Origin of the sequence: Streptacidiphilus sp. BW17 (assembly GCF_041262485.1) — a bacterium.
Taxonomy (GTDB): Bacteria; Actinomycetota; Actinomycetes; order Streptomycetales; family Streptomycetaceae; genus Streptacidiphilus.
Genome location: NZ_JBGCCR010000050.1, coordinates 1 through 11,755, shown reverse-complemented (window position 1 = coordinate 11,755; position 11,755 = coordinate 1). Strand labels below are relative to the sequence as shown.

Here is an 11,755-nt window from a genome sequence, read left to right as displayed (position 1 = left end):
AAGCGCTAGGTTGCGGTCGACCTTCCGGCCCACTCCACCAAGCGATCAACGACCCAAGGAAGTTGAGACTCATGACGTCGAGCCCCACCGCCGCCGAGGCCCCCGCACGCGTCGACTTCTACTTCGACCCGGCCTGCCCGTTCGCGTGGATCACCTCGCGCTGGATCCTCGAGGTGGAGCAGCAGCGGCCGATCGACCTGCGGTTCCGGGTGATGAGCCTGTACGTCCTCAACGAGAACCGCGAACTTCCGGACTGGTACCGCGAGTTGGTCAACGAGTCGATCGGCCCGGTGCGGGTGGCGGTCGCCGCCGAGGCGCAGCACGGCAACGCGGTGCTGCGCGAGCTCTACACCGCCTTCGGCAAGCGGATCCACAAGCAGAAGAACGAGGACTTCGACCTGGTGATCCGGGAGTCACTGGCCGAGGTCGGGCTGCCGGCCGAACTGGCCGAGGCCGCACACGACACGACCTGGGACGAGCAGGTCCGGCGCAGCCACCACGAGGGCATGGACCCGGTCGGCGAGGACGTGGGCACGCCGACGATCCACGTCGACGGGGTCGCCTTCTTCGGGCCGGTGCTCAACTCCATCCCGCGGGGCGCGCAGGCGGCGCGCATCTTCGACGGGGTCCGCGCGCTGGCGGGTTACCCGGACTTCTTCGAGCTGAAGCGGACGCGCACCGGATCGCTCAACTTCGACTGATTCGAAGGATCGGACCGATCGGACCGATCGGACTGACCGGACGCTCGGCGCCGGATCAGTAACCCGCCTTGGTGTAGGCGACGGTGGTGAAGGAGCCGTAGCGGTCGTTGGCGTAGCGGACGCCGGCGATGATCGAGTCGACCGGGTTGAGGATGTCCTTGTGGCCGGGCAGGGACCACTCGGCGAAGGTCGGCTTGATGGTCTGGAGCAGGCCGTAGGTGCCGCCGTAGAGGGCCTGGTTGCCGTCCCAGTGGTTCTGCGCGTCCGGGTTGCCGGAGGACTCGGTCATGGCCCGGGCGTAGATGGCGGACGCCGGGGGGACCTGGTCGCCGTGGGCGCGGAGAACGTCCTGCGCCTCGGCGATCCACCCGTTCAGGTTGTCCGGGTAGGTCTTCTTGGCGGGCGCGGCCGGCTTCGCGGGCGCGGGTTTGGCGTCCGTCTTCGGGGCGGGCTTCGCGTCGGTCTTGGCGTCGGTCTTGCCGTCGGTCTTCGCGTCCGGCTTTGCGTCGGCCTTGGCGGAGGCGGACGGGGCCGCGGTCGGGGTCCCATGGTCGGCGGCAAGGGCCGGGACGAAGTTCGCGACGACGACCATCCCGGCGACCGCGGAGCCCATGAGCAGGTCGGCGGTCAGACGGGCGGGCGTACGGGTGGCGAGACGCATGTCACTCCTGGAAACACGGGCAGCACTCAGCACCTGCCGGGCAGGGCAGGGCGGTACCGCACTGGGCACTGGGTCTGGCGGTTGTCCCGACACACCTGGCGCACACACCCGCGCTTCAGGCTTTGCAGTCGAGCGGCTCAGGAACGTCGCGGGGCTTCTCGCCCGGGCGCACACCTCAAGGGGATTCGCGCCCTCGGCGGTCGTGGCTTCGACGACATCGACCGCACTCGTTCCTGGACGTTCTCCACGTTCACACGACGCCCGCGGCCCGGGCAAGGGACTTCCGCCCCAAGTGGTTCAGACCACAACAACCCGGACAAACCTCCTGAGCGTTCGGGAATACCCGCTCACACGGCCGGATCGGCTCTGTTGAGCCGCCGGCGACTGTCGCGGACCCGGCGCACGGGCCCGCAGACCCTCCCCTGCCCGGTGAGGCGCGTCACTGCCCGCGCGAGGTGGCGTGTGACGCGCGCAACGTGGTGCGCGCCACAGAACGCGCCGGGCGCGCGGTGAGCCGGTTCACACCGGGGCGTTTGACCACCTCGCCGACGATCACCGTCTCGGCGGAGTCGACGCCGAGCGCACCGAGGTCCCGGGTGACAAAGGCGTAGAGCTCCGCCAGGTCGCGGAACCAGACGGCGACCGCGAGGTTCGCCTCCCCGGTGGTCGCCAGCGCGCCATGGACGGCCGGATGCGCGGCCAGCGCACGGCCGACCGCGTCCAGGCTGGGTGCGCAGCGCGCCGGACGCGGTCAGGCGGGCCAGCCGGCGGCGGACAGTGGACTCCGGCAGCCTGCTGCGCGTGGCAACGGCCGCGGCGGGCGGGCGGGCGTCGTCGCACAGGCTGTCGATCAGCGCCACATCGGTGGGGTGGCCGCGACGACGGCAACCTGCTCGGCGGCGTGCTGATCGCCCGCGAGGCGGGCGCGCTGGTCACCGACGCGCTCGGCGCTCCGCGGCAGGCGGGCGCGGAGGGCATCCTGGTCGCACCGACCAGCCTGCACGCCCGCCTGCTGGAACTGCTGCGCGACCGCGCCGGCGTCGGCGTCAGCTGAGGCTGCGCTCAGCTCAGCCGAGGTCAGCTGACGCGACGTCGATATGACGGTCGGTCATCTCCTGCTCCTGCGCGGCCAGCGGTTCGACCCGCCGCGCGCCGGTGAGGGCCGATGCCGCGCAGACTGCGCATGCGAGCAGCGGGACCAGCGCCGCGACGGCGAAGACGACGCGCGGCCCGTCCCGGCTGATCAACATGCCTGCCGCGCTCGTGCCGAGAGCGACACCGAGGTTGAAGGCAGTGTTGATCCAGGCGCTGCTCTCGGCGGTGTCGACCAGCAGACAGGCGGTGATCAGCGTCGCGTCGGTGACAGCGCCGGCGACCAGCAGTGTCGGCAGGGCACCGGCCGGGGCGAACCAGAGCAGTGGGAGCAGGTACACCACGCCACCGACCGCGCCCAGCACGGCCATCCGGGTGCGCGGCGAACGGCGCCAGGAGAGGCGGCCGTAGACGAGGCCGCCGACGACGCCACCGACGGAGAAGCCCGCCAGCAGCGGGCCGGCCACGGCCGCGCCCCACCCGGCGACGGCGGCCAACTCGGCCATCGCCCCCGCCGCGCCGACCGCCGCGACCGCGCCGAGCAGCACCAGGAATCCGGCGGACCGGAGTGGCGAGCGCCGCCCGGCCCCGGTCCGGTCCGCCCCGATCCCGTCGGCCCCGAGGCGCGCAGCGTCCGACCGCGTCGGCGCGGGCGCGGCCGTACGCGCCAGGACCGGTGCCAGGGAGCTGAATCCGAGCACGACGATCGCGGCGACGACGGCCAGCGCGATGCCGGGCGTGGTCACCGCGATCAGCGCGCCGCCGAGCAGCGGGCCGACCGAGAAGACCGTCGACTCGGCGACGGCGTCCAGGCTCAGTGCGGCCTGCCGCTGCGCCTCGCCACCGGCGAGGACACCCCAACGGGCCCGCAGCAGCGGCCCGACCGGGGGCGGCAGGATCCCGGCGACGACCGCGAGCACCGGCGCGACGGCCTCCGTCACCGGCCCGCGTGCCCCGCCCGCCGCCAGCAGGGCGAGCGCGGCGATCAACGCCAGCACCGCGGCGAACCCCACCGCGAGCAGTTGCAACGCACCGGGCCTGCGCTCCGCGAGCCGTGCCCGCCAGGGGCCGAGCACGGCGCTGAGCAGCCCGTAGACGCCGACGGAGGTTCCGGCTGCCCCGTAGGAGCCGACGGCCTCACGCAGCGCGAGGAGCAGAGGGAGGGAGATGAGTCCGTAGGGAAGCCGGGCGAGCGCTCCGGCGAGCGCCAGTCCGCGGGCATGCGGCAGCACAAGGACGGCACGGTACGACGCGCCGCCCTGGACAGGGCGTGACATGGAAGGTCTCCGGTGATGCGAGCACTACGCCACAGGGGGCGCGGCAGGGACAGGGACGTCGACGGGGCAGAGGCGTCGCGAAGCGGCACGCGTCCGACGTCAGCGCGATGGCGCGCGTCGGCTCGCGGCGGCGAGGTCCTGTCAGTGCGGCCCGGAGAGATGCATGGGGCGAGCGTAGCGGCAGCGAACCAGCCGTGGCCACACCTTTGCCCGCGGCTTGTACACGCGGCTTGTACAGGCACTTTGGTACGGGCAGCCGTACAGGCAGTTGTGCAAGCAGCCGGTGCAGGCAGCCGGTGCGGGCAGACTGCGGCAGAGTGGTGTCATGCACGGGCTGCACGCGCTGGACTGGCTGAACGCCCCCGGGTACTGGTTGGGCAGGCTGCTGTTCCAGCGCGCGCTGGCCGGGGTGTACCTGGTCGGGTTCCTGGTCGCCGCGCGGCAGGGGAAGGCGCTGATCGGCGAGCACGGGCTGCTGCCCGTGCCGCGCTTCCTGGCGCGCCGGACCTGGCGGGAGGCGCCGAGCCTGTTCCAGTTCGGCTACTCGGACCGGCTCCTCGCCGCCGTGTCCTGGGGCGGGGCCGCGCTGGCGGTCGCCGTCGCCGCGGGGGCGGCGGACGCAGTGCCGCTCTGGGCCGGGATGCTCTGCTGGGCCGTGCTCTGGGTGCTGTACCTGTCCATCGTCAACGTCGGGCAGACCTGGTACTCGTTCGGGTGGGAGTCACTGCTGCTGGAGACGGGCGCGCTGGCCGTCTTCCTCGGCAACGGAAGGGTCGCGCCCCCGATCACCACGCTGCTGCTGATCCGCTGGATCCTGTTCCGGGTCGAGGTCGGCGCGGGACTGATCAAGCTGCGCGGGGACCGCTGCTGGCGCGAGCTGACCTGCCTCTACTACCACCACGAGACCCAGCCGATGCCGGGCCCGTTCAGCTGGTGGTTCCACCGGCTGCCGAAGCCACTGCACCGGGTGGAGGCGGGCGCCAACCACGTGGTGCAACTGGGCGCGCCCGTCGCCCTGTTCCTGCCGCAGCCGGTCGCGACAGTCGCGGCCGGGCTGATCGTGACGACGCAGCTGTGGCTGGTGCTGTCCGGCAACTTCGCCTGGCTGAACTGGGTCACGATCACCCTGGCGCTGAGCGCCGTCAGCACCGGCGGGGACCGTGCCTACCCGGCCACGCCGCTCTGGTTCTCCGTCCTCGTCCTCGCCTACGGCGCGCTGGTGCTGGTGCTCAGCTACCGTCCGGCCAGGAACCTTCTCTCCTCACGCCAGGTGATGAACCGCTCCTTCGACTCGCTCCACCTGGTCAACACCTACGGCGCGTTCGGCAGCGTCACCCGACTGCGCCACGAGGTGGTGCTGGAGGGCAGCGCCGACGGACACACCTGGCTGGCCTACGAGTTCAAGGGCAAGCCAGGGGACCCCCGACGCAGACCCCGGCAGTTCGCGCCGTACCACCTGCGCCTGGACTGGCTGATGTGGTTCGCCGCGCTCAACCCGGGCTACGCCCGCCCCTGGCTCACTCCCCTGCTGCGCAAACTGCTGGACGGCGACCGGGATACCCTGCGGTTGCTACGCCGTGACGGCAACCCGTTCCCGGACATGCCCCCCGCGCACGTCCGGGCCACGCTCTACCGCTACCGCTACACCACCCGCGCCGAGCGACGGGCCACCGGCGCATGGTGGCACCGGGAACTCGTCGGTGGGTACCACCGGCCGCTGTCCACGTTCCATTCGAGCACCTGGGACTGACAATCAGCCGTTCTCCACGACCAGCGGCCACTGGATCTCGGTGACCCACTGCTCCTGCGGACCGCAGGAGTCCAGGTAGAGCTCACGGCCGAGGACGTCGGCCCGGCGGCCGGCGGACTCGATCCAACGGGCCAGGGACTGAACAGTGGTCAGCACCCGGTCCATGGAACCGTGGTGGACGATGGTCGCGGCCTCCGCGACCGGTGGCAGGTCGACGATCTCCACACCGGGCACCGAGCCGGGCGCGGCGGAGACGGTGACCCCCGCGTGCACCACGACGGGGTCGCCCAGCTCCGGGCCGGCCTGCTCGTACCAGGCCAGGGTCGGCCCGGTCGGCGGGACCCCGACGGTGTCGAGCTGCTCGAAGAGGCGCCGGTAGAGGGGCTGGATGACGGGGCCGATGTGGCGCGGGTCGAAGCTCTCCGCGGTGTCGGTGAGCACGGCGACGCGGGCGGCGGGGAGGGGTTTGACGACGACTTCTTCGGTGGACATGGAGCCCTCGCTCTCGATGGTCCGGAGCCTCGTCTCGACCTGGGCCAGCCGCGCGGTCGCGCTCGCAACCGTATCGGCCAGCTCGGCCCGGCGCAGCCGCAACATGCCACGCAGTTCCTCGACGTCGATCGACTCGTCGAGCACCTGGCCGACCTGTTGCAGGCTGAAGCCGAGGTCCTTGAGCGCGATGATCCGGTTGAGGCGGGCCAACTGGGCCGCGTCGTAGTAGCGGTAGCCGGTGTACGGGTCGACCCGGGCCGGGCGGAGCAGCCCGAGCGCGTCGTAGTGACGCAGCATCCGGACCGACACCTGACCGTAGGCGGCGAAGTCTCCGATGGTGAACATGACCCCTCCAGTCCAGAGCCTCCCACTGTGTCAGGGTCAAGCCGGATCCCCGACCCGCTGCGGGCGCGCCTCAGCCCGACGGGCGCGGTCGGTGCGGTCTGATAAGGCGCATGCCCACCGCACTCGTCCCCGGCCTGTGGTCCGGCCTGTGGTCCGGCCTGCGCTTCGTACTCGCCCTGCTGGGTGAGCTGCTGCTGGTCGGCGGCGCAGTGGTCGGGCTCTTCGCCGCCTGGCTGTCCTGGGGGCAGAGCCCGCTGCCCACGGCCGAGCAGCTGCAGACCGTCCAGGCGATCCAGCACGCCTTCCGCACCGGCACGGTGGTGCCGCCGGGTGTGGTGGCGCTGATCCGGATCCCGGCGCTGGGCGCGGGTTGGCAGTACCCGGTCTACGAGGGCACCGGCGCCGCGGCGTTGAGTCGGGGCCTGGCCCACTACTCCGGGACCGCGGAGCCCGGTCGGCTCGGCAACTTCGCGGTGGCCGGGCACCGGTCGTCCGACAGCGGCTTCGAACCGCTGGCCGACCTGCCGGACGTCGTCCGGGTCGGCGACCCGATCGTGGTGGAGACCGCTGCCGCCGAGTACGTGTACCGGATCAGCGGCACCGAGCGGACCGGCCCGTCCGACGTCGCCGTGCTCCGCCCGGACCAGGGACGCCACGCGGACCCGGCGCCCGGACTGGTCACGCTCACCACCTGCACGCCGCGCTACGGCTCCTCGGGCCGGTACGTCGTCTTCGGCACGCTGGTCGCGACCACGAAGGCAGGAACATCGAAGGCAGGGACCACGAAGGAGCCGGTCCGGTGATCCTCCCCTGGCTGTTCCGGGCGCTTCCTGGCCCCGCCTGGCTGCGCCTCGCCGTCCTGCTGGCGGCGGCCGTGACCTTCGGCTTCGCCCTGTGGGAGTGGGGCTTCCCGTGGCTGGTGCAGCACTTCGGCGCGGCGCTGGACGGCAGTCCGACGGTGAGTCAGGGCGGCTCGGGCAGAGCGTAGGGACGTCCGAGGCCGGAACTGGTAAGACTCTTGACAGTTATTTGGTCTAGTCCAATCATTGTCAGCGTCCGGCCACCTGCCGTCCGTCGACACGACGGCCGCCGGCGGCCTTTCTTGCACCGCTCCACCCCACGGGAGTCCTGCATGAGATCCGTACGTTCCGTGCTCACCGCCGCGCTGCTCGGCGCCGGCCTGGCCGTTGTGGGCGCCCCCACGGCACACGCGGCCAACACACCCCTGCCCGCCCACGTCTTCTCGCCCTACTTCGAGGCGTACAGCGGCGACGACCCCGCGACCCTGTCCTCGGAGTCCGGCGCCAAGTACCTGTCCATGGCGTTCATCCAGGCCCCCTCGGCGGGGTCCTGCAGCGTCGACTGGAACGGTGCCACGAGCCAGCCGATCAGTTCCTCGACCTTCGGCAGCTCGATCTCCACCATCCAGGCCAACGGCGGCGACGTCGTCCCGTCCTTCGGCGGCTACTCCGCCGACCACGGCGGCACCGAGATCGCCGACAGCTGTACGAACGTCAACTCCATCGCCGCCGCGTACGAGAGCGTGATCACCACCTACGGCGTCACCCGGATCGACCTCGACACCGAGGACAACTCGCTGACCAACAGCGCCGGCATCGACCGCCGGAACAAGGCCATCGCGCAGGTCGAGTCCTGGGCCGCCGCCAACGGCCGGACGGTGCAGTTCTCGTACACCCTGCCGACGACCACGAGCGGGCTCGCCTCCAGCGGCCTCGCGGTGCTGCAGAACGCGGTCCAGAACAACGCACGGATCGACGTCGTCAACATCATGACCTTCGACTACTACGACGGCGCCACGCACGAGATGGGCACCGACGCCGAGAACGCGGCCACCGGACTGGAGGGCCAACTCGCCACGCTCTACCCGTCCAAGACCGCCGCGCAGCTCTGGGGCATGGTCGGCATCACCATGATGCCCGGCATCGACGACTACGGCGCGGCCGAGACCACCACCGTCGCCGACGCGAGCAACGTCGAGAACTGGGCCACGGGCAAGGGCCTGGCCGAACTCTCCTTCTGGGCGGTGGAGCGCGACAACGGGGGCTGTCCCGGCACCGGGGGCTCCGACACCTGCTCCGGGATCACCCAGAACACCTGGGACTTCAGCCACGCCATGGAGCCCTTCACCAGCGGCAGCGGCGGCCAGACCACGAACGACTTCTCACTGGGCGTCAGCCCCGGCTCGGCCTCGGTCCAGCAGGGCGCCTCGGCGACCGCGACGGTCAGCACGGCGGTCACCTCCGGCAGCGCGCAGAGCGTCAGCCTGAAGGCGAGCGGCGCACCGTCCGGCGTCTCGGTCTCCTTCAGCCCGGCCTCGGTGACGGCGGGCGGCAGCAGCAGCATGACCGCCACGGTCGGGACCTCGGTCGCGGCGGGCAGCTACCCGATCACGGTCACCGGGACGGCCGCCTCCGGCAGCCACTCGGCGACGTACACCCTGACGGTCACCGGCACCGGCGGTGGTGGCGGCGGCAGTCTGGTCAACGGCGGGTTCGAGAGCGGCAGCCTGAGCCCGTGGACCTGCCAGTCCGGCAGCAAGGTGGTGACCACACCCACACACAGCGGCTCGCACGCGCTCCAGGTGACGCCCAGCTCGTCGACCACGGGTGAGTGCGACCAGACGGTCACCCTCCAGCCCGACACCAGCTACACGCTGTCCGGCTGGGTCCAGGGGAACTACGCGTACGTCGGCGTCAGCGGGGGCGCGACGGCCAGCACCTGGTCCAGCAACAGCGGCTGGAACCAGCTGAACGTGCCGTTCACCACCGGCTCCAGCGGCACCGTCACGGTCTACGTCCACGGCTGGTACGGCCAGGGCAACGTCTTCGCCGACGACCTCGCCCTGAGCTAGGGCCAGGCCCCGGCCCACCCGGGCCAAGGCAGTGCGGCGGGGGTGGTCAGCTCGCCAGGACGGGAACGTCCAGGCGGACCATCCCCGCCACACCGAACTGCAGCATGACGGTCACCGTCGAGCCGGCCTTGGGCGCGTCCCCGGCCGGCAGGCTGACCTTGGGGCCGTTGGCCGCACCGAACTGCGCCGTCCCGTTGTAGCCGCCGATGTACACCCCGGCCACGGACAGCGGGTTGGCCGACCCGCCCGTGATGTTCGCCACGTGCGGACCGACCGAGGCCACCGCCAGGTGCTCGGTCACCGGACCCGCGTTGATCACGCCCATCTCCAGCTCGGCTCCGCCCGGTGCGGCGAGGTGGACCGCGGCCTTGGAGATCTGCAGGTCGACGTTGCGACCCTCCAGCGACAGGTCCGTCCCGTCCGCACTGGTCCGGACGGACGACTGCGCCGCCCCCGGTACCTGCCGCTGCACGCCGCTCCCGGCGCACCCGGACAGTGCCAGCGCTGCGGAGACGGCGACGGCAGCCGCGGCGGCGGGAACCCGGACGGCGGAGGCGAGACGGAGACGCATGCCTGCATTATCGCCACCTCGCCGACCTGCCCCGGCACCCGGGGGGCGCTCACCCGGCCGGGCGACTTGGCGTCGCGCCGTCGGCCCGGTCTGCTCATCACAACGCAGAGTGTTGCTGTGAACACGACGGGCGACACCGTCGGGTGGCGACGCCTCCCGCACGGACGCCCCCGACACAGCAAGGAGCAACCATGCGGAAGTCCTCCCGGCTGGCTGCAGTCGGCACGATCGCGGCAGGCCTGGTCCTCGCCGCGGCCGGTGCGGCCAGCGCGGACGCGACCGCGAACGGCATCGCCGCCAACTCCCCCGGCTTCCTGTCCGGCAACCTCGTGCAGGTCCCGGTGGACCTGGACGTCAATGTCTGCGGGAACACGGTCAACGTGGTCGGCGTGGGGAACCCGGCGTTCGGCACCTACTGCGCCAACGGCGGCGACGTGCACGCCGCCGGCACCCACGGCGTCTGGCAGCACCACATGTGGTGGCACCACGACGACGACAACGCCACCAGCTGGAACCACGACCACGACGGGGACTGCGATTGAGCAGAGCCCGGAGAGTCGCACGACACACGGTGACGCGCTCTGACGCGCCGTCACCTTCGATAATACGCAGCGGCCCTGCTCCCGAGCATGGAGCAGGGCCGCCGCGTGTCCGCGTGACGGATCAGTCAGCGATCAGTCAGCAGTGAGTCAGCGTGGATGATCAGCCGACGTTCGCGGAGTGGTTGCCGAACGCCGGGTTCAGCAGGCCGATCACGTTGATCGAGTTGCCGGTCACGTTGACCGGGATGTGCACGGGCAGCTGGACGTTGTTGCCGCTGATCGCGCCCGGCGAGTTGGAGGCGTCGCCGCAGGCGTGCGAGCTGGCGAAGGCCGCGCCGGCACCGCCAGCAACGACACCGACAGCAGCGGAGGCCACCAGGGCGCCCTTGAGAACGTTCGTCATGATTCTTCTTTCCTCACCGGATTGAAAGACGCACCGGATTGATCACGATGGACACCCGCCACGGGCCCGACATCCGGGTCGCAGCAGGTACCCCACCCAACGAGACCTCCGCCGTCGCGTCACCGGACTCCCCGGACAATCACCCGGAAGTTGGATTACACCGAACATGCCTCCATTCGGGTGGCATTGCCGTGGGCCCATGTCCTCGGCCCCACCGCTTCGTTGGAGAGACCGGACTACCCAGTGCGGCGCACCGCCGATTCCAGGGCGTGGACGGATCACCGTTTCACCGTTCGCCCGGGAACGACGCGGCGCCCGCCTACTTCCGAGTTCCTCACGAGAGGGGACACCTCCCATGGTCAACACCAAGCGCGGCCTTGCAGTCACCGTCGCGGCGGCCGGTCTGCTCGCCGCCGGTGCTGGCGTCGCCGCGGCCAGCAGCACCGCCAACGGCTCGGCCACCAACTCCCCGGGCTTCCTGTCGGGCAACCTGGTCCAGGTCCCGGTTCACATCCCGGTCAACGTCTGCGGCAACACCGTCAGCGTCATCGGCCTGCTGAACCCGGCCTTCGGCAACAAGTGCGCCAACGTCGGCTGATCCTGCTCCGTCAGGCAGTCCCAGGGCCCGGCCGCGGGACGCGGTCGGGCCCTTCGCCGTTCGGCCCGGGGCCCGTCACGCCTTGATCGCGTTCGATCGCGTCCGCTCGTGCTTCGATCGTGCTTCGATCGTGCTTCGATCGCAGGGGCGAATCCGTATCGGCTGTACGAGTGGTCGTTCGACATGCCCCGTGTCTCGCCGCCCCGGCGCTCGTTTCGTCTTGCGTCCTCTCCATCCCGGAGGGGCACCTCACGCAAAGGAATGGACATGAACAAGGTCACCAAGGCCATCGCGCTGTCCGCCGCCGCTGCGGCCCTCACCCTGGCCGGCGCCGGCGCCGCCTCCGCCGACTCGACCGCGAACGGCATCGCCGCCAACTCCCCCGGCTTCCTGTCCGGCAACCTCGTGCAGGTCCCGGTGCACATTCCGATCAACCTGTGCGGCAACTCGA

At 71.3% G+C, this 11,755-nt stretch carries 15 protein-coding genes and 1 pseudogene; 9 read left to right on the top strand and 7 right to left on the bottom strand.

Going from position 1 to position 11,755, the window contains the following annotated elements:
• The first annotated feature begins 71 nt into the window (after positions 1-71).
• Positions 72-701, top strand: a complete 630-nt coding sequence (locus ABH940_RS34945; protein ID WP_370067534.1) for a DsbA family protein — start codon at positions 72-74, stop codon at positions 699-701.
• A gap of 55 nt (positions 702-756) precedes the next feature.
• Here the strand turns inward: ABH940_RS34945 and ABH940_RS34940 are convergent, their stop codons facing one another.
• The 3 genes and pseudogenes from ABH940_RS34940 to ABH940_RS34930 all read right to left on the bottom strand — a co-directional run.
• Positions 757-1,362, bottom strand: coding sequence for a transglycosylase SLT domain-containing protein (locus tag ABH940_RS34940; RefSeq protein ID WP_370067532.1), 606 nt, complete (start codon positions 1,360-1,362; stop codon positions 757-759).
• Positions 1,363-1,801: 439 nt separating this feature from the next.
• On the bottom strand, positions 1,802-2,086 hold the full coding sequence (locus ABH940_RS34935; RefSeq protein WP_370067587.1) for an Lrp/AsnC ligand binding domain-containing protein: 285 nt from the start codon (positions 2,084-2,086) through the stop codon (positions 1,802-1,804).
• Positions 2,087-2,096: 10 nt separating this feature from the next.
• A pseudogene (locus ABH940_RS34930) lies at positions 2,097-2,222 on the bottom strand (winged helix-turn-helix transcriptional regulator); the annotation flags it as partial.
• 41 nt (positions 2,223-2,263) lie between these two features.
• Between ABH940_RS34930 and ABH940_RS34925 the strand changes: the two are divergent.
• Entirely contained in the window at positions 2,264-2,416 is a 153-nt protein-coding gene (locus ABH940_RS34925) for a hypothetical protein (protein WP_370107115.1), read from the top strand.
• Positions 2,417-2,429: 13 nt separating this feature from the next.
• Here ABH940_RS34925 and ABH940_RS34920 read toward each other — a convergent pair whose 3' ends face one another.
• Positions 2,430-3,731 (bottom strand): MFS transporter, encoded by a 1,302-nt coding sequence (locus tag ABH940_RS34920; RefSeq protein ID WP_370107114.1) that lies wholly within the window; start codon positions 3,729-3,731, stop codon positions 2,430-2,432.
• Between the two features lie 343 nt (positions 3,732-4,074).
• On the opposite strand from ABH940_RS34920, the gene ABH940_RS34915 reads away from it, so the two are divergent.
• Entirely contained in the window at positions 4,075-5,481 is a 1,407-nt protein-coding gene (locus ABH940_RS34915; RefSeq protein ID WP_370107123.1) for a lipase maturation factor family protein, read from the top strand.
• A 3-nt stretch (positions 5,482-5,484) separates the two neighbouring features.
• On the opposite strand, the gene ABH940_RS34910 is transcribed toward ABH940_RS34915, so the two are convergent.
• On the bottom strand, positions 5,485-6,318 hold the full coding sequence (locus tag ABH940_RS34910) for a MerR family transcriptional regulator (protein WP_370107113.1): 834 nt from the start codon (positions 6,316-6,318) through the stop codon (positions 5,485-5,487).
• A 110-nt stretch (positions 6,319-6,428) separates the two neighbouring features.
• Between ABH940_RS34910 and ABH940_RS34905 the strand changes: the two genes are divergently transcribed.
• From ABH940_RS34905 to ABH940_RS34895, 3 genes are all read left to right on the top strand, one after another.
• Positions 6,429-7,121, top strand: coding sequence for a sortase (locus ABH940_RS34905; protein WP_370107112.1), 693 nt, complete (start codon positions 6,429-6,431; stop codon positions 7,119-7,121).
• Positions 7,118-7,306, top strand: coding sequence for a hypothetical protein (locus tag ABH940_RS34900; protein ID WP_370107111.1), 189 nt, complete (start codon positions 7,118-7,120; stop codon positions 7,304-7,306). The genes ABH940_RS34905 and ABH940_RS34900 overlap by 4 nt, the downstream gene beginning before the upstream one ends.
• A 144-nt stretch (positions 7,307-7,450) precedes the next feature.
• Positions 7,451-9,190: a carbohydrate binding domain-containing protein gene (locus ABH940_RS34895; protein ID WP_370107110.1), complete on the top strand. Its 1,740-nt coding sequence runs from the start codon at positions 7,451-7,453 to the stop codon at positions 9,188-9,190.
• 46 nt (positions 9,191-9,236) lie between these two features.
• Here the strand turns inward: ABH940_RS34895 and ABH940_RS34890 are convergent, their stop codons facing one another.
• Positions 9,237-9,761: a hypothetical protein gene (locus tag ABH940_RS34890; protein ID WP_370067515.1), complete on the bottom strand. Its 525-nt coding sequence runs from the start codon at positions 9,759-9,761 to the stop codon at positions 9,237-9,239.
• Positions 9,762-9,952: 191 nt separating this feature from the next.
• Between ABH940_RS34890 and ABH940_RS34885 the strand changes: the two genes are divergently transcribed.
• A complete protein-coding gene (locus ABH940_RS34885; RefSeq protein WP_370107109.1) occupies positions 9,953-10,303 on the top strand; it encodes a chaplin in 351 nt (116 codons plus the stop codon).
• 160 nt (positions 10,304-10,463) lie between these two features.
• Here the strand turns inward: ABH940_RS34885 and ABH940_RS34880 are convergent, their stop codons facing one another.
• The gene (locus tag ABH940_RS34880; protein ID WP_370067511.1) at positions 10,464-10,706 is read right to left on the bottom strand and encodes a chaplin; all 243 of its coding nucleotides are present in this window, start codon (positions 10,704-10,706) and stop codon (positions 10,464-10,466) included.
• A 355-nt stretch (positions 10,707-11,061) separates the two neighbouring features.
• Here ABH940_RS34880 and ABH940_RS34875 point away from each other — a divergent pair, with 355 nt between their 5' ends.
• Positions 11,062-11,304 (top strand): chaplin, encoded by a 243-nt coding sequence (locus ABH940_RS34875; protein WP_370067509.1) that lies wholly within the window; start codon positions 11,062-11,064, stop codon positions 11,302-11,304.
• A gap of 267 nt (positions 11,305-11,571) precedes the next feature.
• A partial coding sequence (locus ABH940_RS34870) for a chaplin (protein WP_370107108.1) occupies positions 11,572-11,755 on the top strand: 184 nt, incomplete at its 3' end.

Coding starts and splice junctions, on each gene's coding strand:
- ABH940_RS34945 (WP_370067534.1), top strand. CDS start 72: ATGACGTCGAGCCCCACCGCCGCCGAGGCCCCCGCACGCGTCGACTTC.
- ABH940_RS34940 (WP_370067532.1), bottom strand. CDS start 1,362: ATGCGTCTCGCCACCCGTACGCCCGCCCGTCTGACCGCCGACCTGCTC.
- ABH940_RS34920 (WP_370107114.1), bottom strand. CDS start 3,731: ATGTCACGCCCTGTCCAGGGCGGCGCGTCGTACCGTGCCGTCCTTGTG.
- ABH940_RS34910 (WP_370107113.1), bottom strand. CDS start 6,318: ATGTTCACCATCGGAGACTTCGCCGCCTACGGTCAGGTGTCGGTCCGG.
- ABH940_RS34905 (WP_370107112.1), top strand. CDS start 6,429: ATGCCCACCGCACTCGTCCCCGGCCTGTGGTCCGGCCTGTGGTCCGGC.
- ABH940_RS34895 (WP_370107110.1), top strand. CDS start 7,451: ATGAGATCCGTACGTTCCGTGCTCACCGCCGCGCTGCTCGGCGCCGGC.
- ABH940_RS34890 (WP_370067515.1), bottom strand. CDS start 9,761: ATGCGTCTCCGTCTCGCCTCCGCCGTCCGGGTTCCCGCCGCCGCGGCT.
- ABH940_RS34885 (WP_370107109.1), top strand. CDS start 9,953: ATGCGGAAGTCCTCCCGGCTGGCTGCAGTCGGCACGATCGCGGCAGGC.
- ABH940_RS34880 (WP_370067511.1), bottom strand. CDS start 10,706: ATGACGAACGTTCTCAAGGGCGCCCTGGTGGCCTCCGCTGCTGTCGGT.
- ABH940_RS34875 (WP_370067509.1), top strand. CDS start 11,062: ATGGTCAACACCAAGCGCGGCCTTGCAGTCACCGTCGCGGCGGCCGGT.